The following is a 24417-nucleotide window of genomic DNA, read 5'->3' as shown; positions in this document are numbered from 1 at the left end:
AGTGGTGACGGTTTGTCTGATTCTGGCTCTGCCCGATCCTCCCGGGCACAACTCCAAACCCTGTTCCGCCAGCACGGCGGCAAGCTCCGCCTGAGCGAAGCGCTGGCACAGGGCTTTAGTCGGTATCAGTTCTATCAGCTTCGGGACGAAGGGGTGATAGAGCCGGTCAGCCGTGGTCTGTACCGGCTGGCGGACCTGCCGGCCATCGAGAACCCGGATTTGGTGGCCGCCGCCACTCGGTTCCCCAATGCGGTGCTTTGCCTGATTTCCGCGCTGGACTGGCACGGCATCACCACCCAGATTCCGCATCAGGTGCATCTGGCAGTGGAGCGGGATGCCCGTCTGCCGGTTCTGGATTACCCGCCGGTGGCCGGGTACCGGTTCTCCGGACGAGCCTTCAGCGCAGGCATTGAGCAGGTCGATGTAGATGGCATCACCCTGAACGTTTACAACCCGGAGAAAACCCTGGCGGACTGTTTCAAATTCCGGAGCCGCATCGGCATGGATGTGGTGCTGGAGGCACTGGAGCTTTACCGCACCCGAAAAACGTTTCGGCCCGGCAGGCTGATGGAATACGCCCGAATCTGCCGGGTCGCCAATGTGATGGCGCCTTACGTGGAAGCCAAGCTATAAGTGAGCGCGTTTAACCCATGGAAGCACCGAAGTGAAAGGAGATCACGATGGCCAAAAACACCGCCGCCTCTGTTCGCCAGAAATTGCTGAATAAGTCCTGGGAAGAAAAACGTCCCTTTCAGGAGCTGTTGCAGTATTACGCCATGGAGCGGTTTCTGTATCGGCTGAGCCAATCGCCCCACAGCGGCTGCTTTACCCTGAAGGGCGCGCTTATGCTCTGGGCTATGCAGGGGCCGACCAGCCGACCGACTCGTGACATTGATATGTTGGGGCAGACCAGCAACGAGCCGGAGGCGATTCTTGTCCAGATGCGGGACATACTTGCGACTGAGGTGGCGGATGATGGCTTGCGTTTTGATGCGGGTACCCTGAAAGCAGATACCATCACCGAAGATGCGGACTATCAGGGGCTGCGGGTGACGTTCACCGGCTTTCTCGACAGTGCCAGGATTCCGATGCAACTGGATATCGGTTTCGGCGATCCTATATTTCCGTTCCCCTCCTGGCTGGAGTTTCCAACCCTACTGGATTTTCCCGCTGCGCGGATTAAGTGCTACACCCCGGAATCGTCGATTGCCGAGAAGTTTCAGGCGATGGTAAGCCTTGGCGAGCTGAACAGCCGGATGAAAGATTTCTATGATGTCTGGCTGCTGTCTCGCCAGCACGAATTCCGGTTGGCAGATCTCAAGGGCGCGATTCAGCGCACTTTTGAAAAACGCGGTACCGAACTTCCTGAAACCAATCCTTTTTCTGCCGCCTTTGTAGACAGCAAGCAGCCGCAATGGCAGGCTTTTCGTAAACGCCTTGGCCAGGATCATGTGCCGGCGGCATTTTCGGAAGTTGTAGAGGCGGTGGTTGAGTTTCTTGGGCCGGTGATGGACGGCAACGTCGCGGATGCCCCCGAGGAAATCTGGCAACCACCCGGTCCATGGAGTCGGCAGGCCGATGGCTAGTTTTATTTCGGAAGACAATATCGAGCAGGCGCTGTTGCAGCGGCTCCAGCATATTCATGGTTTCAATGTGCTGGACTGCTGTACCGCAAAGCCGGAAGACCTGAATGATGGCTCCCACCGTTCCGATAAACGCGATGTTGTTTTTCCGGTTGAGTTAAAAAAAGCCTGCTCCGACCTGAACCCAGATATCCCCGAAAGTAAGATTGATGAAGCCATTGAGCGGATCATGGAACGGCGAACGGCCATGTCTCCGATTGCCGCGAACCGCGAACTGTATGACCTGATCCGGGATGGTGTGCCCGTACAGTTTGATGATGAGCGGGGCATCAAACGGCACGAGAAAGTGCGGCTGGTCCATTTTGATGATCCGAAGCAGAACCACTGGCTGGCGGTGTCGCAATTATGGATCAAGTCCGTGGGCCAGGCTCCCAAAGCTGCCTACCGTCGCCCGGATGTCATTCTGTACGTTAACGGGCTGCCTCTGGTCTTCATCGAACTGAAAAACTCCAACGTGCGGCTGCGCAATGCCTTTGAGGATAACCTTCACAGTTACCGGCACGACATCCCTCAATTGTTCCATTGCAATGCCTTCTGTGTGCTGTCCAACGCGCTGGAAACACGGGTGGGTAGTTTCACTGCCGGTTGGGAGCACTTTTTTAACTGGTTCCGGGTCGAAAGTGAGAATGAAGCGGTGAATCGAAAGGAGATCACCGAACACGCTACCAGTCTGGAACATGCAGCGGATGGTCTTTGCGAAAAATTCCGCCTGCTGGATTACGTTGAGAATTTCATCCTGTTCCATAAAGGCGAAACCAAGATTATTGCCCAGAACCACCAGTTCCTAGGTGTGAACAACGCCTATGAGCGCTTCCTGAATCGCCGGGAGCACGATGGCAAGCTGGGGGTGTTCTGGCACACCCAGGGCTCGGGCAAAAGTTTTTCGATGATTTTCTATGCCCGCAAAATTTTCCGTAAAGCCACGGGCAACTTCAGTTTTGTGGTGGTGACAGATCGCCAGGATCTGGACGGTCAAATCTACCGGAATTTCCTCAATACAGAGACGGTTCGCAAAGAAGATTCTGCCCAACCGGCCAACGCCGAGGAAATGCGCAAGTTTCTGGGGCAGAACAAGAAGGTGGTTTTCACCCTGATCCAGAAATTCCGGTACGACAGAGGCCGCCAGTACCCTCGCCTATTCGATCCCGAGAAGGAAAACCGGGAAATCATCGTGATGGTGGATGAGGCCCACCGCACCCAGTACAAGAACCTGGCGGAAAACATGCGGGCGGGCCTGAAGGGGGCTCACTTCCTGGCCTTCACCGGCACGCCGCTCTTGGGGCGTGATCGCAAGACCAACAGCTGGTTTGGCGATTACGTGTCCGAGTACAACTTCCATCAGGCGATGGAAGATAACGCCACCGTGCCGTTGTTTTATGAGAAGCGGGTGCCGAAGGTTCTGATCCAGAACGACGATCTGGGGGATGAGTTCTACGAGCTACTGGAAGACGAAAACCTGGACGAAGCCCAACAGGAAAAGCTGGAGAAAAAGTACGCCCGGGAACTGGAAGTCATCAAGCGGGACGACCGCCTGGACACCATTGCGCGGGACATCGTGTATCACTTTCCCCGCCGTGGTTATCTCGGCAAGGGCATGGTCATCACGCTGGACAAGTTCACCGCTGTGCGGATGTACGACAAGGTGCAGCAGCACTGGAAAGATGAACAGAAGCGACTGCTGAAGCTGATCAAAGAGTCGACCAACGAGGTTGAAAAAGCCCGCTACAAGAAAATCCGGGATTACATGAAAACGGTCGAAATGGCCGTGGTGATCAGTGACCCGAAAGCGGATGAGGAGAAATTCGAGAAGCAGGGCCTCGATATCAAACCCCACATCAAGCGCCTGGAGCAGCTTGATGCGCACATGCACGACGTGGAGTACAACTTCAAAGACCCGGAGCACCCTCTTCAACTGGTGTTCGTGTGCGCTATGTGGCTAACCGGGTTCGATGCTCCCACTGTATCCACACTTTATCTCGACAAGCCCATGAAGGGCCATACCCTGATGCAGACCATTGCCCGGGCTAACCGGGTGGCTTCCTATCGCGTCAAAGGCCACAGCGGTGATCTGGTCGAGAAGAAAAACGGCGAAATCGTTGATTACTACAACGTGTTCCGCAACATGCGCAAAGCTCTGAAAGATTATGCGCAGGGTGCGGATGGTGAGGAGCAACCCGTTCAGGAGAAGTCTGAGCTTTTTGAATTACTCGATGATGCTATTGCCCAAACACTCGAGTTTTGCCGGGAGCGGGATATCGAGATGAATGCGGTGTTTGAGAAACCGGATACCTTCAAGAATGTCGGCTTCTTTAACCAGGCAGCCGATACCCTCCTGAGCAACGAAGACTGGCGCAAGCAGTTTAACGTGTACGAGAACACCGTGACGGGGCTGTATGAGGCATGCAAGCCGGAAATCTTCCAGCAGCATGATAATCAGCGGATTGCGGCAATCCAGTACCTTCGTGGGGTGGTGGACGCACTGGTGGAGCAGGCCGACATCGACGAAATCAGTCAGAAGATTTCGGAACTGCTGGACGAGAGTGTGGTGGTAGACAATGCCGAGGCTTTCAACATCAAGGAGCACCGCGCGGAATACGAGATCGTCCAGAAAGGCCAGGGCTGGGATCTGAGCAAGATCAACTACGGTAAGCTCCGTGAAGATTTCAAAAAAGCTGAGTACAAGCACATTGAGATTGCAGAGTTGCGCGCCTTTATCGAAGACAAATTGCAGCAGCTTCTGGAGCAGAACCACACCCGTACCGACTTTGCACAACGGTTGCAGGAGATCATCGACAAGTACAATTCGGGCAGCTCTTCCGCGGATGCGTACTATGAAGATCTGGTCCAGTACGTTGGCAACATGCGGGAAGAATCAGAACGGCATATCCGTGAAGGTCTCAGTGAGGATGAGCTGGAGATCTACGACCTGTTGAAAAAGGACAAACTCACCAAAGCCGAGGAACAGAGGGTAAAGCTGGCGGCAAAGGATTTGATCATCCGTCTGTTGGAAGGCCATCCGAAAGTGTTGGTTCAGGATTGGTGGAAGGATGGTCAGACTCAGCGGGCTGTAAAGGCTGCCATTGAGGAAGTACTGGATAAAGATCTTCCGGACAGTTACGACAGGGTTGCCTTCAAAGAAAAGTGCGACAATATCTTTGAACTGGTTGTCGAATTCGCCGCCAACGGTAAAAAATGGGTCGCTTGACGCGGCTCAACGCAGGCTGAACCGCACCGGCAGTGCGTAGGTGAACGTCCGGCCGGACATGGTGTCCGGTACTTCCGGCAGGGGCGCGGCCTGGGTCAGCATTTCCTGGGCGGCGTCATCCAGCAGGCGGTGGCCGGAACTGTCGCGCAGGGAATGGCCGATCAGGGTGCCGTCCCGGCTGAACTCGAAGACGATGACCGGGGTGCCTTCCTGGCCCAGGCGCCGGGCCCGGCGGGGGTATTCATAGTAGCGGGCCAGGTGGCGGCTCAGGCGGCTGAGATAGCTGTCCACATCGGCGCTGTTGCCGGCGTTCTGCAGCGCCACGGCGTTCTGGCTGTCCTGATCATCCGCTTCCTGCCCGGCCGCTTCGGCCGGTGGTCCCTGTTCGACCTGTTCCGCCGGGGCTGTTTGCTCCGGCTGGGGCTCTGGTGTCGGTTCGGGTTCCGGCTGTGGCTCGGGTTGAGGTTCGGGCTCCGGTTCAGGCTCGGGCACGGGTTCCGGCTCCGGCGTTGGCTCCGGTTCAGGTTCGGGTATTGGTTCCGGTTCTGGTTCTGGCTGAGGCTCGGGTTCCGGCTCTGGCTCAGGTTCCGGTTCGGGCGCCGGTTTTGGGGGTGTGTCTTTGGCCGGCTCGGGCTGACTGGCCGGCTTTGGTTCCGGCGCCTGCTCGCCGGCCAGGCTGATCTTCATGGCCGGTGCGGTGTTGACGGCACTGTCACCCAATACCGGTAACTGCATGGGCTCGTCCGGTGCGGCCAGTACCATCGCCACAGCGGTCAGGGCAATGGCGAGCGCCAGGAAAACGGTCTTGGGGAGGTTACCCGCTGTTTTCATGCCGCCGGCTCCGTCAGCAGCAGGACTTCGTCATAGCCACCTTCCTCAAGCAGTTGAAGCAGGTTTTCCAGATCGGCCATGGTGAGGGCTTCGTCGGCGGCGATCCGCAGCGGGTTCTGTTCGTCCGGGGCCGGCAGCGCCTGCAACAGGCGATTGCCTTCCAGGGTTTCCCCCGCCACCTGCCAGCGGCCGTCGGCGCGCACCATCAGGTCGGCCTCCGGTGGCCGCTGCTGCTCCATCCGGGCAGTGCCGGGCAGCTCCGGCAGCGGCTCGTTGGCCAACTGGCCGGCCACGATGAAAAACATCAGCAGCAGGAACACCAGGTTGATTAGCGGTAGCAGGGCGTCCTCGACGCGTTCCAGCAGGCTTTTCCCGGAAGTGGACGGAGGTGGAACCAGTTCTGTCATGAGTCGGGAGTGCTGCGTTTCCAGTGAGCCTTGATGCCGGCGTTGTCCAGTGCGCTAAGCGTGCGGGTGAAACTGGCCAGGCTGGCGTCGTCTGCGGTGGCCAGATTGGCCTCGTCAATACCGGCACCAGAGAGCGCTGGCAGCAACTCTTCCACGGTATAGCGGGTGTTCTGCCAACTCACCGAACCATCCGTATTGACCATCAGTTCAGGTAGCGGATCGCCGGTGGCGGTTCCCCGGCTGCTGGTGTTGTTGCCAAGCTCCAGATAATCCACCGGCAGCAGCCGGGTGGTGAGCATGAAAAACACCAGCAGGATGAACACCACATCGATCAGTGGTGTGATCCTGATGGGGATGGGGCGGTTGGGCCTGGGTTCAACCAGCTGCATGGGCGTATCGGGGCGTGCTGTCGATGTCGTAGTTATCCCTTTCGCCGGCTTTGGCTGGCTCTGGCTGCTGCCGGGAGTCTGCCTGTGCCGGTTCATCATCGGCAACCGGGGTCACGTTGAACACGCTGACCAGGGCACTGTTGATGTTCTTGTGGATCCGGCGCAGGCGGAACTCGATCCAGGCGGCCAGGGCAGCAAAAGGAATTGCGACGACCAGGCCTGCCGCCGTTGTGGTCAGGGCCTCATAGATCCCACCACTGAGCTGACTGGCGTTGGCGCGGCCATCGGCGGCAGCCATGGCGCTGAAAGCGTCCATCATGCCCATGACCGTGCCCAGCAGGCCCAGCAGTGGTGCCAGGGCGGCGATCACTTCGATGATCTTCAGCGGTGCTTCAAACGGCTCAAGGCTGCTCTGGGCATCCCTCACCGCGGTTTCGCGTACGGCACTGATGTTGGGGTTGCGCTGGCATGCGGACATGGTGTTGACCAGCAGGTGCATCAGTGGGTTGGTGCGGCTGAGAAAACCGCTCTGGCGGCGAACTTCTTCAGGGCGCGCTTTGGCTGGGTCCTGCTGCCACTGCCCCAGCAGCTTGCGCAGCGAGCGGCTGAATCTGGGTGCGTAGAAGGCACCGAACAGCATCAGGTAGATAAATGTCACCACGCCGATCAGGGCGATGGCGATCAGGACGATCATGACCGGACCGCCCATTTCCACGAGCTGGTTGAGCGGACCCGGGGTGAGCATGGTATCGGAGGCAGCACTAATGGCATTCATGACAGGATTACCCGGCAACTTGAAAACAGATTTAAATAATAACGATTATCAGTAAATTTTCAAGTCCCGGGTCAGGCTGCCAGCCAGCCGGAGGAGATGGCCGCGAGCCATAGCAGTCGAAGGGCCAGCAATGTCAGGACGACGTTGAATACCAGGGTGAACCAGCGGTTGCTCATGGATTTGAGCAGATGAAGGCCAATCCAGGTGCCGGCAAAGCCGCAGGCGATCATGGCCAGGATGAATGGCAACCACTCGGAAAACACAAACCCGGCCACGCTGAAGACCAGGGCTTTGGGCGCATGCTGCAGGGTCATGGCGGTGGCAAAGGTCGAGACGGTGCGGAACCGGTCCCGGTGAATCTGCTTGATAAAGGCCGCCACCAGGGGACCGGTGGCACCGACAAACAGGCTGATAAAGCTGGTGAGTGTGGAGGCGATGAAAATACCGGGTTTTCCGATGGAAGCCTTGGGCAGCGCAGGGCCCCAGCACAGATAAAGCACGAACAGGGCGATGGTCAGTTGCCACAGGTATTCCGGCAGGTCCACCAGCAGCCAGGCACCGAGTGCCGCGCCGGCCAGTACGCCAGGGGCAAACGCGGCGATCACCCGCCAGTCAATGTGCCGGCGGGTCAGCGTGGCGCGTCCGGCGTTGGAGCCGAGCTGGATCATGCCATGGACCGGGATGATGGCCGCAGGCGGCATCCAGGATGCCATCAACACAAGCAACAGCACGCCACCACCGGCGCCCAGTGCCGCTGTTATCATGGAGGTGAGGGTCGAGGCGAGCAACAGGAACAGCCCGATGCCCGGTCCGATGGCGTCGGGAAACAGCGACAGCGACATGAAAGGTCCTGATACGAGTGAAACGGATGAACCGCTGGCGGGTTCGGTCGTTATGAGTTTCCGGATTATGCCCGGAATGTCCAGTGACAGGGGTTGTGATCCGACGACATCGTCTCCACGTTTATCTTTGCTACGGGAACAGGCTATGCTTGTTGTAAGGGGAAATGCTTTCCCCGACCCGGATGGCATCGAGGAGGCGAGCATCTTATGAACCAATCGATGGCGATCGAGGATCTGGTATCGGTAGCACAGGCCGAGGCCATGGGCGAGCTGGATGCTCCGATGATGGCGATTGTGCTGTCCAGCGAGGAGAGTTATGACCTGCCGATCAACTCTCTGGAAACCGATGCCGACAAGGCGCGCTGGGGGCTGATCCTGCGCGCGGCACGTGAACATGTGGAAGCGGATGCGGTAGCGGTGCTCTACCCTGCCTGGACCACCATTCGTCACAAGCCGTTGGACAATGAGGAACAGCCGGCCCGGGAAGCTGAGGATGAGGGCGGGCCGATTGATACGCTCTTTGTTCAACTGCACACCCGGGACCGAATCTATTGGCGAGGGTTCGAGCAGATCCGGGATCCACGCCACCAGCGGATTGTCGGTTTCCGGCGCATCAAGGCGCTGTCCACAGACTATGACCGGGATGATGTGCCCCCGGTGGCTTCCTGGTTGAGCACGCTCTTTGAGCCGTTGCCGGAAGAGGGCCAGGAAACCGAGGTGGATATGGAGCTGTCGGACCTTCTGGAAGAACCGGAGGTCAGTGCCGCACTCTACCCCAGACAGATGCGCTCCCTGCACTAAGTCAGTGTGCCTGTAGGGGCAACTACCCATCGTTGCCTCGTTTTGGAAGGTTCGGGTTTAACCGGCAAATGGGCTATAATCGCCGGTTTTAACAGCGCACCCACAAGGCACTGATTGTGATTGTATTCGACCAGGTACAGAAGTCGTATCAGGTGGGCGGGGAGGCCGTGCCGGCCCTGCACCCCACCAGTATGACGATTGAGACCGGTGAGGTTTTCGGCATTGTCGGCCACTCCGGCGCCGGCAAGTCGACGCTGGTCCGGCTGATCAACCGGCTGGAGCCGTCCACCGGTGGCCGGATTCTCATCGACGATGAGGACATTACCCACTACAGCCATGCCGAGCTCCGGGCGTTCCGCCGCAAGGTTGGCATGATCTTCCAGCACTTCAACCTGCTGTCCTCGAAAACCGTGGCGGACAACATCGCCTTCCCGATGAAGCTGGCCGGCATTTATTCCGCCACCCAGATCCGCGAACGTGTGGATGAACTGCTGGCCCGGGTGAGCCTGGTGGACCAGGCCAACAAATACCCGTCACAGCTTTCGGGCGGCCAGAAGCAGCGGGTCGGTATCGCCCGTGCCCTGGCCTGCCGGCCCACCATCCTGCTGTGCGATGAGGCCACCAGTGCCCTGGACCCCCAGACCACCCAGTCGGTGCTCAAGCTGCTGGGCGACATCAATCGCGAGCTGGGGCTGACCATTGTGCTGATCACCCATGAGATGGATGTGGTTCGCCGTGTCTGCGACCGGGTGGCGGTGATGGATGCCGGGCGTGTGGTTGAGATGGGGCCGGTCAGTGATGTGTTCCTGCATCCCCAGCATCCCACTACCCGGGATTTCGTGTTTGAGAGTGAAAGCGTTGACCGGGACGAACTGCAGGAGGATTACCAGAAGGCCGAGGGCCGCATCCTGCGCCTGACCTTCAAGGGCGAATCCACCTACCAGCCGCTGCTGGGCAGTGTGGCCCGGGAATCGGGGGTGGATTTCAGCATCCTGTCGGGCCGTATCGACCATATCAAGGACACCCCTTACGGCCAGCTTACGCTGTCGCTGGTGGGCGGTGATCTGGGCCTTGCCATGCAGGCGTTTGAGAAAGCCGATGTTCACGTGGAGGTGGTGCGCTGATGGAAGGCCTGTTGACGAATGTAGACTGGGTGGAGATCGGCTGGGCAAGCTGGGACACCCTGGTCATGGTGGGCATGTCGCTGCTGTTCAGTGTGGTGATCGGCCTGCCGGTGGGTGTGCTGCTGTTCCTGACCGGCAAGCGCCAGTTGCTGGAGCAGCCGGTGGCCTACGCCGTCCTGTCGTTTGTGGTGAACGTGCTGCGTTCGGTGCCGTTCATCATCCTGCTGATTGTGATGATTCCGTTCACGGTGATGCTGATTGGCACCTCCCTGGGCGTGGCCGGTGCCATCCCGCCACTGGTGGCGGGTGGTGCGCCTTTCTTTGCCCGGCTGGTGGAAACCTCCCTGCGGGAAGTGGACCGGGGTATCATTGAGGCAACCCAGGCCATGGGCGCCACCGTGCGCCAGGTCATCTTTGGTGCCTTGCTGCCGGAGGCACTTCCGGGCATCATCGCGGGCATTACGGTGACAGCGATCACCCTGGTGTCCTATGCCGCCATGTCAGGTGTTATCGGTGGTGGCGGTCTGGGCGATCTGGCGATCCGGTTCGGTTACCAGCGTTTCCAGACCGATGTCATGGTGATTACCGTGGCGCTGCTGGTCATCTTTGTGCAGATACTGCAGATGATTGGTGACCGCTTGGTGCTGTACTTCAGTCGACGTTAATACCGAGTCAGCACAGATTTCCGGGCATTTTCCAGAAACTGTTGAGGGCCAGGGACGGCCCGAAACAAGCCCACATGGACGTGCTTGTCGGCGTGTTTCTGGAAAATGCCCGGAGAGCTGGGCGTCTTGCTGCAACGAAGTTTCACGATAACAGGAGCAGGTTATGAACTTTAAGAAGACCCTGGTAGCCCTGGCTGCCGCCGCAACCTTTACCTCGGTGGCCAGCGCTGAAGAGCTGTCCGTGGCGGCCACTCCGGTGCCGCACGCCGAGATTCTGGAACACGTCAAACCGATGCTGGCCGAAGAAGGCGTGGAGCTTGAGGTGAAAGTATTCACCGATTACATCCAGCCGAACATCCAGGTGGATCAGGAGCGTCTGGACGCCAACTACTTCCAGCACCAGCCGTACCTGGACGAATTCAACGCCGGTCGTGGTACCGATCTGGTGACGGTCGCAGGCGTTCACGTTGAGCCGTTTGGTGCCTACTCCAGCCGCATCAGCAGCCTGGACGACCTGGAAGATGGCGCTGTTGTGGCGATTCCGAACGACCCCACCAACGGCGGCCGCGCCCTGCTGCTGCTTCAGAAAGCGGGCCTGATCACCCTGGAAGATCCGAGCAAGATCACCTCCACCGCCAGTGACATCGCCGAGAACCCGAAAGACCTGGAGTTCAAGGAACTGGAAGCTGCGACCCTGCCGCGTATCCTGGATCAGGTGGACCTGGCGCTGATCAACACCAACTACGCGCTGGAAGCCGGCCTGAACCCGACCGAAGACGCGCTGCTGATCGAGGGTGCCGAGTCTCCGTATGTGAACATCCTGGTGGCTCGTCCGGACAACAAGGACAGCGACGCCATGAAAAAGCTGGCTGAAGCCCTGCGTTCCGAGGACGTGAAGAACTTCATTCTGGAGAAGTACGAAGGTGCGGTTGTTCCCGCTTTCTGATCCGGACTGCCGGCACAGGCGGGCCTGAGCGCCCGCCGGGCATAAAAAAACCGGACCGCCGAGGCAGTCCGGTTTTTTTGTGGGCGGAAACTTAAACTCAGTCGCCGCTCCAGTTGGCTTTTGGATCCGGGGTCATGCGCAGGTAGGACTTGACCGCTTTGTAGCCTTTCGGGAAGCGTTGTTTGATTTCGTCCTCGTCCTGCAGTGACGGCACGATTACCACGTCTTCGCCACGCTCCCAGTTACCCGGTGTCGCGACCTTGTGTTCGTCGGTCAGTTGCAGGGAATCGATCACCCGCAGAACCTCGTTGAAGTTACGGCCGGTGGACGCCGGGTAGGTGATGATCAGGCGCACCTTCTTGTTCGGATCAATGATGAACAGGGAGCGCACGGTCAGCGTGCTGTCGGCATTGGGATGGATCATGTCGTACAGGTTTGCGACCTTGCCATCGTGATCGGCAATGATCGGGAAATTGACGGCGCAACCCTGGGTCTCATTGATGTCCTTGATCCAGTCCTTGTGGGACTCGACCGGGTCCACGCTCAGGGCCAGAGCCTTGACATCGCGTTTCGCGAACTCGTCTTTGAGTTTGGCGGTCAGGCCCAGCTCGGTGGTGCAGACCGGGGTGAAATCCGCCGGGTGGGAGAACAGGATGCCCCAGCTGTCGCCCAGCCAGTCATAGAAACGGATCTTCCCTTCGCTTGAGTCCTGTTCGAAATCCGGTGCGGTATCTCCAAGACGCAGACTCATAATCACTCTCCTTTTCCGTGCCAGAAGTGTCGGAATGCCTTTGCATCCGGTCTTACTGTGTGACCTGATGCCAGACGGCAGAAAAACAAGGGCTTTGTCGGACTGCCGTCTGATGGATTATGCACATGCATATGAGCCATGTGCATTACAGCATGGTTACTTGGGGGGCGTGCCCTGCTTGTCAAAGTAACCCCGGGTGAGTTTGAACACCACCGGGCTAAGCAGCAGCAGCGCGATCAGGTTGGGCAGCGCCATCATGGCATTGAGGGTATCGGCCACCAGCCAGATGAAGCCCAGGTTCACGGTGGCGCCCACCGGAATGGCGATGATCCAGACGATCCGGTATGGAATGATCGCCTTCACGCCGAACAGGAACTCGATGCAGCGTTCACCATAGAACGACCAGCCCAGGATGGTGGTAAAGGCAAAGATCGCCAGGGCGATGGCCACCACGTAGTTACCGAAACCGGGCAGGCCGTTCTCGAACGCCAGTGAGGTCAGGGCTGCGCCGGTCTCGCCGGAGGTCCAGACACCGGAGGTGATGATCACCAGGCCGGTGATGCTGCACACGATGATGGTGTCGATAAAGGTACCGAGCATGGCCACCATGCCCTGTTTGACCGGGTCCCGGGTCTGGGCGGCGGCGTGGGCAATGGGGGCAGAGCCCAAACCGGCTTCGTTGGAGAAGATGCCGCGGGCGACACCGAAGCGGATGGCGGCCCAGACAGCGGCACCGGCAAAGCCGCCTTCGGCAGCTGTGGAGCTGAAGGCCGAGCCGAACACCATGCTGATGGCTTCAGGGATTTCATGGGCGTTGATCGCCAGGACCAGCAGGCCGATGACGACATAGGAAACGGCCATGAAGGGCACCAGCGCGCTGGCGACCTGGCCGATCCGGCGGATGCCGCCGATCAGGACCATGCCCACCAGCACCATCAGTGCCACGCCGGTTACCCAATGGGGCAGGCCGAAGTTGGTTTCCAGCACGTCCGCCACAGAGTTGGCCTGAACGGTATTGCCGATGCCGAAGGCGGCAACGGAGGCAAATACCGCAAAAAGGATACCCAGCCAGGCCCATTTGGAGCCCAGGCCGTTACGGATGTAGTACATCGGACCACCGACGTAGGAGCCGCGTTCGTCCACTTCCCGGAACCGTACCGCGAGTACCGCCTCGGAGTATTTTGTGGCCATACCGACCAGTGCCGTCAGCCACATCCAGAACAGCGCCCCCGGCCCACCGAGGAAGACGGCGGTGGCCACGCCGGCAATATTACCGGTGCCCACAGTAGCGGAGAGCGCGGTCATCAGGGCCTGGAACGGCGGGATTTCACCGGTATCGTCCTCGCCCCGCGCCCGACCGCTCCACATCAGGCGGAAGCCGGCGCGCAGCTTCAGGATCGGCATCAGCTTCAGGCCGATGCTCAGGAACAGGCCCACGCCGAGGATCATCACCAGCATGGGTGGTCCCCAGACCAGGCCGTTAATTTGACTGACTAAATTCGAAATCGCTTCCATGGGATCTCCCCAGTTTTGCCATGGATTGGTTTTTGCGCCTTGTGGGCATAACTCATTGAGTTTAGCCAACTATCTTTTCGTGTAAACCGTTTTGGCAATGCCGGGAAGGATTTTCCGTCGGAAAGATCAGGAGCGGAAGCCCCAGAGCAGGCTGAAGTCCATGGAGGGCATGGTTTCGGGTTCCTCGTGATCCCGGATCATGTAGTCGATCAACCGGGTGTCCCGCTCAAAGGTGCCGCTGTAACGGTTGCCCCTCGGGCCGAAGATGGCCTGGACAATGGTGCCTCGTGCCCGGCTGGCCCGCTGGGTCACCACGCCGACCTCATTGTTGTCCAGGCGCACCAGCACGCCGGGCGGGTAGTTGCCGAGCAATTCCAGCAGCGCCCGGGGAATGGCCGGGCGGAATTTGTCCTCGCCAAGAGTCGAAATCAGGCGGCGGGCATCGGCGATGTTCATGCGATCCCGGTAGGCCCGCTTGGTGATCATGGCGACATAGCGCTCCGACAGGGCGATGATTTCTGCCTCGGGAAGAATGTCGCTGCCGCTCAGTCCTTCCGGGTAACCGGTGCCGTCGGCCTTCTCATGGTGCTGGGCGATGATCTGCAGCAGTAGCTTGTTATCGATGCCCGCCGCTTCCATGGCTTTGACGCTGCGGTTCGGATGCCGTTCGATTACCGTGCGCTGGTCATCGCTGAGAATGACATTGGAGGCATTGAGCTGATCCGCCACCGGTACCAGTGCCAGGTTGGCTGTCAGCGCGGCACTGGTCAGCAGGCTGGTTCGTTTGCTTTCCAGGCCGAACTGGCGGGCAATGAACTGGCTGAGGATGGCGTAAAAAAGGATCTGCTCGTGGATCGTCGGGTTGATCGAGTACAGATGAACCAGCGCCAGGCTGGCGTCCGGCGCCTCCATGCAGGTGCGCTCCACCATGCGGCTGAGTCCCATCAGGCGCTTCTGGGAGGAGGGGTCCCGGGAGGTGATGGCGTTGAGGGTGGCTTCCAGCGTGGAAAGCAGTTCCGCGTACTCGGCAAATGGATTGCGCTGGCGCAGATCCTCAAAGGTTTCCTCTTTGGGCAGATCAATCTTGCGGGGCTTGAACCGGCCACGCTCGAACAGGTGCTCCAGTTGTGTCTCGGTCTGAATCACGTAGCCCTGGCGCAACAGCACATTGCCATCGGAGTCAAAGACATCCCAGGGCAATGGCCGGCCGATGACAAGTGCCCCAGGGGCAATGCGTACGAATTCAGGCAAAACAGATGTTCCTGGCGACAGAGTGGACAAGTTAGTCTAACCTCGAATGTTTATTCAGTACCAGCAATCTTTGTTTTGGCGACATGTCGTTCATTGCTGCATTGCTGAGTGATACTGGAAGGCCTGCCGGATCTGTTCCCGGAGCTGCTCCTCGTCCCATGGTTTGGTGAGGAACTTGTAAATTGCCCCTTCGTTGATGGCATCTGTCACCGACTTAAGGTCGGTGTATCCTGATAGCACAATGCGCACCGTATTTGGATGGATGGCTTTGACCTGGCTGAAAAACTCAGTACCGGACATCTCGGGCATGCGCTGGTCCGAAACAATAACCTGTACTTCGTTTTCCGCCAGGATGCTGAATGCTTCCCGGACACTGGTTGTCGACAGGATACGGTAGCCGTCCCGGCGGAGTGTGCGGCTGAGGGCCTTGATGATATTCGCTTCATCATCCAGGAGCAGTAGGGTCTTGTGCCCGGATGAGTCGGCCGGCGAGGGTTCGCCGCGGCGGAAGCCGTGATGGTTCATGTAGTCCACCAACTGGTCATAGGGCAGGGGTCTGGAAAACACGTACCCCTGCAGGAGGTCGCAATGATGGCGTTTGAGAAAGCTGGCATGGGCGTCGGTCTCCACGCCCTCTGCCACCACTTCCAGGCCGAGATGATGAGCCATAGAGAGAACGCCTTGGGTGATAGCGGCATCACTGCGATTCTGGATGACATCCTTGATGAAAGAACGGTCAATCTTGATCTTGTTGGCCGGCATCAGCTTCATGTAACTCAGGCTTGAGAAGCCGGTTCCGAAATCGTCAATGGCAATCCGGACGCCAAGATCGCGAAGGTTGTTCAGGATCCGGATAACCTGGTCGGTATCGTAAAGTACTGCTGACTCCACCACTTCCAGCTCCAGCGACTGGGGCGGCAATCCCGAGGCCTTGAGCGCTTCCTTGACGGTCTCCAGGAAACTGTCTGTCCGGATCTGGATGGGTGATACATTGACCGCCACGGTGCAATGGGTGAACCCGGCCGCGTGGAGCCGGACCATGTCACGGCATGCCTGTCTGAGAACCCAGCGCCCGAGCGCTATAATCTGCCCGGTTTCCTCGGCCAGAGGAATGAAATTGCCTGGCGGGACCAGCCCCTGTTCGGGATGCTCCCAGCGAACCAGGGCTTCCACGGATCGTGCCTGCCCGGTGCGTGAATCAATCAGTGGCTGGTAGTGGATAACGAGGGTTCCATTGTCGATGGCGTCCTGGAGCTGGTTACGGATCTTCACCCGGTAGTTCGCCTGGGTGTTCATCTCCTCGGAAAACCACTGCCAGGTATTGCGACCCAGTTGTTTGGCCTGGTACATGGCCAGGTCTGCCTGTTGAATCAGCTCTGCTGGATTGGCGATGTTGCCGTCGGTGGCGGTGATTCCGATGCTGGCGGTCAGGTAGATACTTTCATCGTTGACAATATAGGGCGCCGAAAGCGCACGGCTAGCGCCTTCCACTATCAACTGTACATCCTTGGCTTTAGCCAGTGCCGGCAGTGCCATCACGAATTCATCACCACTGACCCGGGCCACCGTATCACCGGAGCGCACCAGTTTTCTGAGGCGCTGGGCCACTTCGATCAGGATTTGGTCACCGGTCTGATGGCCGAGGCTGTCATTGGTCAGCTTGAAGCCGTCGAGGTCAATAAACAGGACGCCAACAAAATGCTGGTACCGGCGGGCAAACTGACAGGCCTGACTTAACCGATCCTCCAGCAGGGCTCTGTTGGGCAACTGGGTCAGTACGTCATGACTGGAGTTATAGGCCAACTGGTTTTCAATGGACTTTTTTTCCGAGATGTCGTTCTGGATACCGACATAGTGGGTGATTTCGTTCCTGCCATTGCGAATGGGGGACAGGTAGAGTTCATTCCAGAATGGCGAGCCGTCTTTGCGATAGTTTCTAAGGACGACGGATACCTCGCTGCCTTTATTCAGCGCCCTGTGGATCTGGGAAAGCGACTGCTCGTTACTGAGGTCGAACTCACTGCCCTGAAGGAAACGAAGGTTTTTCCCGAGGGCTTCGCTGGCGGAATATCCGGTAATACGTTCAAAGGTAGGGTTAACATACACCAGTGGCATGTCCCCTGCCCGGGCATCGGTAATAACTATGCCGTTGGAGCTGGATTCGATGCAGCGCTTGAGCAGTTTCAACTGGCGGTTATTGTCGATCTCGGCGGTTTTGTCGTTAAGGGTAAGGAGAGCCAGGTCATCACCGTTGATGGTGATGCTCTCCGAAACCATCTCGACAATCAGGGGCTGACCGTCCCGGGTCTGATGCATCTCCAGTGTGGCCCCCGGGTGCAGGATGACCCCTTCCCGTTCGGGCGGTGTGCAGTCGGGTTTCTGAAGGTCCTGCAGTTGTAAGACAGGCTCCTGCTCTTGCCTGATTCTGTATAAGCTCCGGGCTGCTCCGTTGAGTGCGCTGATGACCCCGGTTTCCGGTTTTAACAGGCACATGGGGGTCGGATTGTTCTCAAACAGCAGGCGATATTGGGCTTCACTGCTGATCAGGTTTTCATTGGCGGTTGCCCGGTCGAGCGCGTAGCGAATACTTCTGAGCAATGTATGACCATCGAGCCTCCCCTTCACCAGGTAGTCGGCGGCGCCCAGTTCCACTGCCCGGGCATCCAGCTCCGGATCCCCCTGTCCTGTCAGCAGGATGAAAGGGATGCTGATACCTTCTTCCTGAGCCTGCTGAATCAGGTCAAGCCCGGAATCCGGTCCCAGTCGCAGATCCACCAGGGCAATATCAATAAGCCCTTCGCGCAGAGCCTCCAGTCCGTCATCGAGATTGTCCTTCCAGATCAGGCCCGTATACGCGGGGTTGGCCTCACTCAGCAGATCCCGGGTGATCAGATAATCGTCTTCGTCGTCCTCGATTAACAGGACTCTCAGGGTCGGTTCAGTCATGGCTACCCTCCTGACAGTCGGGGTTGCAGCAATTCAGGTAGGCCTGAAAGGAATCCACGAGCGCCAATAATTCTGTATAGCGGGCCGGCTTGACCAGAAAACCATCGGCACCGCTGGATAGGCAGTACTGGCGATCCTCATCGTTCCGGGAGGTGGTCAGAATGATCGTTGGCATGCCTCGGAAGCGATTGTTGGCCCGGATTTCGGTCAGGGATTGGCGGCCGTCTTTGAATGGCATATTGAGATCCAGTAACAGCAATGCCGGCAGTGGATCATGCCCGATGGTTTGTGTGGGTGACCCGGACAGAAAATCCATCAGTTCCACGCCATTGTTCACAAAGCAGAGCTGGCAGTTGCCGCAGCGTTCACGGAATGCGTCCCGGAGCATCAACTGGTCGTCTGGGTCGTCCTCGGCAATGAGAACGAGCGGGTTGTTTGCGTTAGTGGTCATACTGCTCTCCTAACCACGTTTGAAACGGATCCGGAAGCTGGTTCCGGATCCGGGAACGCTGTTGACGGAAACCGTCGCTTGATGACGGTCGAGTATTTTCTTGACGATGGCCATGCCGATACCGGTGCCGGCATAGCCGGCGTTCTGATGTAGCCGCTGAAACGGGAGGAACAGTTTTTCCGCATAGCGTTCATCAAAGCCGATACCGTTATCGGCGACGACCAGGGTCCAGCTATCCTCCGAGAGATCACCGGCATGGATATGGATCTCGGGAGTGCGCTCAGGTGCATGAAACTTGATCGCGTTGCTAAGCAGGTTCTGGAAGACCTGGCGCAGTTGCGTTGGGTCGCCATGAGTGTCCGGCAGGTCGTCAATCCGGATCTGAGCCTGCTCCCTGCCGATGGCGGTTTCCATATCCTGCAGCACTTCCCCCAGAATTTGCCGGGTATTACAGGAGGCCATGGGCTTGGCACGGGTGGTGACCCGGGAATAGCTGAGCAGGTCGTCTATTAGGTTCTGCATGCGCCCGGCTGCTGACTGCATGCGGCGCAGGTAGTCTCTTTCCTGCTCGCCGAGGACGGTTGATCGGGTGATCAGCCGGTCGGAGAAAGCCTGTATCTTGCGCAATGGCTCCTGAAGATCATGTGATGCCACAAAGGCGAAGTCCTGCAGTTCCCGGTTGCTGCGCTCGAGTTCCTGAAGCGTGGCTTCCAACTGCCACTGGGCCTCTTTGCGCTCCCGGATACTCCGGTAGTAGACAGCAAGACCTTCTTCAGAGGGGTAGGCGCTGATCTCCAGCCAATTGTCCAGAGGCTCGTAATAGCCTTCAAAGGAGACGGACTCCCCGGTTTCCATGGCGTGCCGGTATTGGCGTTCGAATTCGGTGCCCAGGGCGCCGGGGAACATCTCCCAGAGATTGTATCCGAGAAGCTCATCACGTGATTGTCTCAGCAGCTCTTCGGAGCGACGGTTGATATAGGTGAAACACCAATTGCGATCGAGGGTGAAAAAGGCGTCGGTAATGCTCTCGAAGATGGTCGCCTGGCGTTCGGCAAATCGCTTGATCTGTTCCATTGCCCTTTTCGATGCGGTGATGTCCTGTAGAGCCCCTTGAAGGCGTGTGATCCTGCCGTTGTCATCCTTGACTGGATGGCCGATGGCACGAACCCACCTAAGTCGGCCCTGAGCGGTCCGGATCTGCAGTTCCTTGTCAAAGGGCATGCCGGTGTCGATGCATGTCTGGATGGCGAGACGGATAGATTCCCGATGTTCAGGAATGTAATAGCGGATGGCTTCCTCCAGGGCTGGAACCCGCCCGGCAGGCAGATCGTGGATGATACACACAGCATCGGACCAGGTGGAGTTGCCGGTCTCCAGGTCCAGCGCCCAGCCGCCAAGCATGGCCACCTGTTCCGCCATCCTCAGTAGCGCTTCACTTTCTCGCAGCTTCTGCTCAATCACCCGTTGCTCTGTGGTGTCCCGGGCTACCACGTAGATCAGCTCGTCAGCGCTGAGGATGGCGTTGATATTCAGCCAATGCTCCGAACGGTCCCGGTCGAGCAATCGCAGTACCAGATCGAACACCTGATGGCCATTGAGTAGAGAGGTTACGGCGTTGGCGGCCAGGTGGTGGTCGTCCGGGTGAATTAACTCCAGATAGGAGGTGCCAATCAGGTCTTCCCGGTCGTAGCCCAGAGTCTCCACGAAGGTGTTGTTGACCTCGAAGAACAGGGTGTTGAGGTCCACAATGCAGAACATGTCAGGTGACAGTGAGAAGAACTGGTCGCGCTCCCGGGTCAGTGTCTCCGCCATCAGCTCGTTGGATATATCCCGCCCCACGCAGAACAGTGCCTCGTCCTCAGAGGACCATTCGGCGCTCCAGGCAACGGTCACAACCTGCCCTGACCGATGGCTCAGACGGGTACGGAATCCCGTTGCCCGACCCTGCTTGCCATTAAGCAGCAGACGGATTTCATCTTCTGTTGCAAGGCGGTTATCCCCGGCCAGGAGGTCCCGGTAGTGTGTTCCGATCAGCTCAGTCGGCCGATAGCCCAGGAGTGCCTCGCTGGCGGGGCTGACCTGGAGGAAACGGCCATCCTTGCCGATGGAACAAAGCAGATCCCGGGAATACTCCAGGATGCGTTCATTGGTTTGACGCAGTGAGCGTTCCTGATCCAAATGATAGTTGAGAACCTGATTAAGTGATTCGAGGGATTCTGAACGTTGCTCCGATTCCCGCCAGAACAGGTGAATCAGCATCACGAGAAAGCTCAACCCCAGCCCGCTGAACAGCACCAAGGGTGGCAGATAGAGATCGCCCGGGGGGACGACACCCTCCGGTATACTGATGTCGAGGGTCCACTGGGTGTCATGTTGCGCTTTGACCGTGCGCGTCAGCAGGTGAATGGGCGCCTGGTTGTCAGGTAGGCTCCGTTCTGGCGGAAACTCGAACACGGGAATATTCCGAGCGTAAACTCGAACATTCATATCCTGATCCAGATGGCGGGTCAGTTGTTCAAATACCCGGCTCATATCCACCACGGCCATGAGCAGTCTGGTCTTCCCGTCGGCAATATCAACCGGCATTCCAATGGCTGCCAGTGCCTGGCCCTGGCCCGAGAGACGAGGCTGGCCAAGATGCACACTACCGGAACCCAGAACATGCTCCTGCCAGTCGGCAAAACCGGAATCGTGCAGCAGGTCATTAAGCCAGGCCAGGCTGTCGGTGCTGCGTGCCCGCGTTCGGGCATGCCCGCTTTGAGGGTCGATAATAGCCATCAGTCGAAGATCCGGGTGGTCCCGAAGGTAACTGGATACTTCCTGTTGCCATAGGAGTGTGGAGGGCAGGGTGTCGAGGAGTTCCCAGCGTTCGGACATGCGACGGATTAGAGCCAGTTTGTCCTGATAGGCTGACAGGCTTGTCGCTTCCAGTTGATCCGCCAGTGCGTTGGCCCTCTGCATCAGGTACTCACTGTGCTGAACCCTGAGGAAATGCCAACTGAATGTGGTGATCACGATAGCGATAGCGCCAATAACGATGGGCCCCTGTCGAGGCACCTGAACGGTACGGCGGAAGACCTGCGGCAGGAAAGGCAGGAGTGCACCCGCCAGCATGACCAGCGGGCTGACCACAACCGTGGACTCGGGAACGCTACCGAGACTCAGGGCCGACAGTTCCGGAAGCCATTTGGAAAGCAGCGACATCATTCCGAGTAGGGTACTGGCCAGGCCGGTCAGCACACCCGGGATCCGGTACTGCGGCCAACCGATAGCAGCCACAATGCCAGTGGCCACCAGGGCTGTAACGACCCAGAATGGCGGTGTGACGGCAAAACCGGCGACGGCGGTGCTGACCTCGTAATAGGGCAATACAGCCAGCACGGAAGCCAGGGCTAGCGCAGAGATTGCCAGCACAGTGGCCAGTCTTCCAGCCTGAAATGCCAGAGCCATGAAAGCGGCTCCCAGGATGACAGACAACACACCTCCGCCCGGTCGGAGGTTGATGTGGCTTCCGGTGGCAGGTTCCAAAGTGGCGGCGTCAAAAAGGATGGTTGCGCCCAGAGCGGCCATGGTGATGGACAGGGCGAGCGTCGCACAAAACCAGAAAGCTGTCAGATTCCGTGACTCAACCATGAATCACCTGTGGCCCCAATAGCCGGAGTATTTCCTCCGGCGTGGTGACGCCGTCGGCCAGTTTTTCCAGGCTGTCATCCAGCAACACTCGCATGCCCTGCTCCAGGGCCAGTTTTTCAATCTGCATGGCACTGGCGCCTTCGGTAATGGCGGCCCGAAGGGTGTGGTCCATGGTCAGGACTTCATGCAGGGCGACCCTTCCCTGATATCCCTTGTGGCATCTTTCGCAGCCACGGCCACGATAGAAGGTCAGCTCGGGCGACAGGAACTGTGGACCAAGCTGTTCCAGGACGTCGGTGGGCGGCGATATTTCCTCACGACAGTGGTGACAGATGCGGCGCACCAGGCGCTGGGCAATGATGGCTTCAAGGGCGGAGGCAACCACGTAAGGTTTGAGTCCCAGGTCGAGGAGCCGGGCGACCGTCGCTGATGCGGAGCTGGTGTGCAGGGTGGAATAAACCAGGTGCCCGGTCATTGCCGCGTGAAATGCCACATCCGCTGTTTCCTGGTCGCGGATTTCACCAAGCAGGATGACGTCCGGGTCCTGCCTGAGTATCGCCCGTAGCACACTGGCAAAATCCAGGCCGATGCGGTCTTTTACCGGAACCTGGCCTGCCATGTCGACATGGAACTCCACCGGGTCTTCAATGGTGACATAGTTGCGTTCCGGGGTGGCGTTGTGTTGAAGCAGGGCGTATAGCGTGGTGGTTTTCCCGCTGCCGGTTGGGCCTGTGGCCAGGATAATCCCCTGGGGCTTGGCAACCACATGCATCAGGCGCTTCAGGTTATGTTCGGAAAGTCCCAGTTCCCCGAGTGACTGGGCGGATGACTGTCGCTCCAGTACCCGCATCACCACCTTTTCACCGTTGATGGTAGGGAGGGTTGAGATACGCAAATCGACAATGCGCATTGGGGTTTTCACAGTGATGCGTCCGTCTTGGGGGCGTCGACGTTCGGTGATGTCCAGTTCAGCCATCACCTTGATACGGGATACCACCGACATCAGCAGGTTGGTGGGAATGTGGATCTTGTCCTGCAACACGCCGTCTATCCGATAGCGCACCACCAGGGATTTTGTGCGGGGGTGAATGTGAATGTCGCTGGCGCCCAGTCGCAGGGCTTCCAGAATGATGGCGTTAACTAGGCGAATGGCGGGAGGTTCCTCTGAACTGCCAAGCAGTTGTTCCAGCGATTCCTGGTCAGAGTCGTCGTCCAGGACGATCTCGATGCCTTCGTAGGGATCATCGGTGCCGACCTTGGTGGCAATGTCATCCAGATCCTGGGTTTCCCCGAAAATCTCCGCCAGTTTGGCCTGCATCTGGTTGGTTTCGCATAACAGCGGGTGGATGGTGTAACCGGTCATGAAACCCAGTTCATCAATCAGGTTGACGTCCATGGGGTCGACCATGGCCAGGCGCAGACGCTGGCCGGTAACCCTGAGCGGCAGAACCAGTTGACGGGTAGAGATGTTATGCGGAATCAGGGACAGCAGGCTCGGGTCTGGCTGGAATTCCCGCAAATCCACTTCTTCGAACAGCATGTCGTCACGCAGCAGCTCGAAGACTTTCCGGAAGTCCAGCCAGTCATGTTTGAGCAGAGTGCGAACCACCGGGTTTTTTCTGCTTTGCATTTCCCGGTGCAATTGCTGGATCTGTTGGGCGTTTAGCCAGCCCTTTTTATGCAGAAGGATGGCCAACTGGCTCCGGTTTGTGGCCGTCAGCTTGCTGATAGTGTCCAGGTCCTTGCTTTGTTTTTCCGTTTGCTGTTCCAGTGCCCGGGTACGCTGGATCAGTTCATATTGTTCCAGCGCCAGTGCGATGGTCAGGCGAATGTCGTCGTCATTCCAGGGTTTGAGAATGAAACGGTACACTGCGCCGTCCCGTATCGAGCCCATGACCGCGTCGGTATTAGCGTGGCCGGTCAGCATGATCCGGATGGTCTGGGGCCAACGTTCGCGCACTTCCCGTAGCAGTTCGCTGCCGTTCATGCTAGGCATCATGAAATCGGTCATGATCAGTTCGACCGGTTGTTTTTCCATGATCGCAAGCGCTTCGGCACCGCTGGCAGCAAACAGCAGCTCATAGTTTTCCCGGTGGAACACCCGTTTGAGGGAGGCCAGGATGTTCGGCTCGTCATCGACCAATAGCAAGCGATAGGGAGCCCTTTGGGGCTCCTGATAACGGGTATCGCTGGCATGGGCGTCTTTGCCGTAAAACAGTGAGGCGTAGCGTTTGGCCATCTG

The 24417-nt window shown here is 58.3% G+C and carries 19 protein-coding genes; 7 read left to right on the top strand and 12 right to left on the bottom strand.

Features of this window, described 5'->3' with window-relative positions; translation table 11 throughout:
* Positions 1–12 precede the first annotated feature (12 nt).
* The 3 genes from HNR38_RS07835 to HNR38_RS07825 are packed head-to-tail and all read left to right on the top strand — an operon-like array spanning position 13 to position 4848.
* Positions 13–633, top strand: coding sequence for a type IV toxin-antitoxin system AbiEi family antitoxin domain-containing protein (locus HNR38_RS07835; protein WP_246362541.1), 621 nt, complete (start codon positions 13–15; stop codon positions 631–633).
* 47 nt (positions 634–680) lie between these two features.
* On the top strand, positions 681–1586 hold the full coding sequence (locus HNR38_RS07830; RefSeq protein ID WP_183701726.1) for a nucleotidyl transferase AbiEii/AbiGii toxin family protein: 906 nt from the start codon (positions 681–683) through the stop codon (positions 1584–1586).
* Entirely contained in the window at positions 1579–4848 is a 3270-nt protein-coding gene (locus HNR38_RS07825) for a type I restriction endonuclease subunit R (protein WP_183701723.1), read from the top strand. The genes HNR38_RS07830 and HNR38_RS07825 overlap by 8 nt, the downstream gene beginning before the upstream one ends.
* Before the next feature lie 6 nt (positions 4849–4854).
* On the opposite strand, the gene HNR38_RS07820 is transcribed toward HNR38_RS07825, so the two are convergent.
* From HNR38_RS07820 to HNR38_RS07800, 5 genes are all read right to left on the bottom strand, one after another.
* The gene (locus HNR38_RS07820; RefSeq protein ID WP_183701720.1) at positions 4855–5679 is read right to left on the bottom strand and encodes an energy transducer TonB; all 825 of its coding nucleotides are present in this window, start codon (positions 5677–5679) and stop codon (positions 4855–4857) included.
* Positions 5676–6086: an ExbD/TolR family protein gene (locus tag HNR38_RS07815; protein WP_183701717.1), complete on the bottom strand. Its 411-nt coding sequence runs from the start codon at positions 6084–6086 to the stop codon at positions 5676–5678. The genes HNR38_RS07820 and HNR38_RS07815 overlap by 4 nt, the downstream gene beginning before the upstream one ends.
* The gene (locus HNR38_RS07810; RefSeq protein ID WP_183701714.1) at positions 6083–6475 is read right to left on the bottom strand and encodes an ExbD/TolR family protein; all 393 of its coding nucleotides are present in this window, start codon (positions 6473–6475) and stop codon (positions 6083–6085) included. The genes HNR38_RS07815 and HNR38_RS07810 overlap by 4 nt, the downstream gene beginning before the upstream one ends.
* Entirely contained in the window at positions 6462–7250 is a 789-nt protein-coding gene (locus HNR38_RS07805) for a MotA/TolQ/ExbB proton channel family protein (protein WP_183701711.1), read from the bottom strand. Before HNR38_RS07805 ends, HNR38_RS07810 begins: the two co-directional genes overlap by 14 nt.
* A gap of 71 nt (positions 7251–7321) precedes the next feature.
* On the bottom strand, positions 7322–8092 hold the full coding sequence (locus HNR38_RS07800) for a sulfite exporter TauE/SafE family protein (protein WP_183701708.1): 771 nt from the start codon (positions 8090–8092) through the stop codon (positions 7322–7324).
* A gap of 207 nt (positions 8093–8299) precedes the next feature.
* Between HNR38_RS07800 and HNR38_RS07795 the strand changes: the two genes are divergently transcribed.
* From HNR38_RS07795 to HNR38_RS07780, 4 genes are all read left to right on the top strand, one after another.
* Positions 8300–8893 carry a hypothetical protein gene (locus HNR38_RS07795; RefSeq protein ID WP_183701705.1) on the top strand — a complete coding sequence of 198 codons (594 nt, stop codon included), beginning with the start codon at positions 8300–8302 and terminating at the stop codon, positions 8891–8893.
* Positions 8894–9009: 116 nt separating this feature from the next.
* Positions 9010–10017, top strand: coding sequence for an ATP-binding cassette domain-containing protein (locus HNR38_RS07790; protein ID WP_183701702.1), 1008 nt, complete (start codon positions 9010–9012; stop codon positions 10015–10017).
* Positions 10017–10682, top strand: coding sequence for a methionine ABC transporter permease (locus HNR38_RS07785; protein ID WP_183701699.1), 666 nt, complete (start codon positions 10017–10019; stop codon positions 10680–10682). The genes HNR38_RS07790 and HNR38_RS07785 overlap by 1 nt, the downstream gene beginning before the upstream one ends.
* Positions 10683–10845: 163 nt before the next feature.
* Positions 10846–11628 (top strand): MetQ/NlpA family ABC transporter substrate-binding protein, encoded by a 783-nt coding sequence (locus tag HNR38_RS07780; RefSeq protein ID WP_183701696.1) that lies wholly within the window; start codon positions 10846–10848, stop codon positions 11626–11628.
* 97 nt (positions 11629–11725) lie between these two features.
* Here HNR38_RS07780 and HNR38_RS07775 read toward each other — a convergent pair whose 3' ends face one another.
* The 7 genes from HNR38_RS07775 to HNR38_RS07745 form a co-directional block, all read right to left on the bottom strand.
* A complete protein-coding gene (locus HNR38_RS07775; RefSeq protein WP_183701693.1) occupies positions 11726–12379 on the bottom strand; it encodes a peroxiredoxin in 654 nt (217 codons plus the stop codon).
* A gap of 156 nt (positions 12380–12535) precedes the next feature.
* Positions 12536–13894, bottom strand: coding sequence for an alanine/glycine:cation symporter family protein (locus HNR38_RS07770; RefSeq protein ID WP_183701690.1), 1359 nt, complete (start codon positions 13892–13894; stop codon positions 12536–12538).
* Positions 13895–14020: 126 nt separating this feature from the next.
* A complete protein-coding gene (locus HNR38_RS07765) occupies positions 14021–15145 on the bottom strand; it encodes an HD-GYP domain-containing protein (RefSeq protein WP_183701687.1) in 1125 nt (374 codons plus the stop codon).
* Positions 15146–15235: 90 nt separating this feature from the next.
* A complete protein-coding gene (locus HNR38_RS07760) occupies positions 15236–18091 on the bottom strand; it encodes an EAL domain-containing protein (protein WP_183701684.1) in 2856 nt (951 codons plus the stop codon).
* Positions 18084–18542 carry a response regulator gene (locus tag HNR38_RS07755; RefSeq protein WP_183701681.1) on the bottom strand — a complete coding sequence of 153 codons (459 nt, stop codon included), beginning with the start codon at positions 18540–18542 and terminating at the stop codon, positions 18084–18086. The genes HNR38_RS07760 and HNR38_RS07755 overlap by 8 nt, the downstream gene beginning before the upstream one ends.
* 9 nt (positions 18543–18551) lie before the next feature.
* On the bottom strand, positions 18552–22175 hold the full coding sequence (locus tag HNR38_RS07750) for a PAS domain-containing sensor histidine kinase (RefSeq protein WP_183701678.1): 3624 nt from the start codon (positions 22173–22175) through the stop codon (positions 18552–18554).
* Complete coding sequence (locus HNR38_RS07745; RefSeq protein WP_183701675.1) at positions 22168–24414, bottom strand: ATPase, T2SS/T4P/T4SS family; 2247 nt, start codon at positions 24412–24414, stop codon at positions 22168–22170. Before HNR38_RS07745 ends, HNR38_RS07750 begins: the two co-directional genes overlap by 8 nt.
* Between the last annotated feature and the right edge of the window lie 3 nt (positions 24415–24417).

Origin of the sequence: Marinobacter oulmenensis, from assembly GCF_014201735.1 — a bacterium.
GTDB classification, from domain to species: Bacteria; Pseudomonadota; Gammaproteobacteria; order Pseudomonadales; family Oleiphilaceae; genus Marinobacter; species Marinobacter oulmenensis.
Note: the sequence above shows the minus strand (reverse complement) of the source record. Positions and strands in the feature narration are given on the sequence as shown.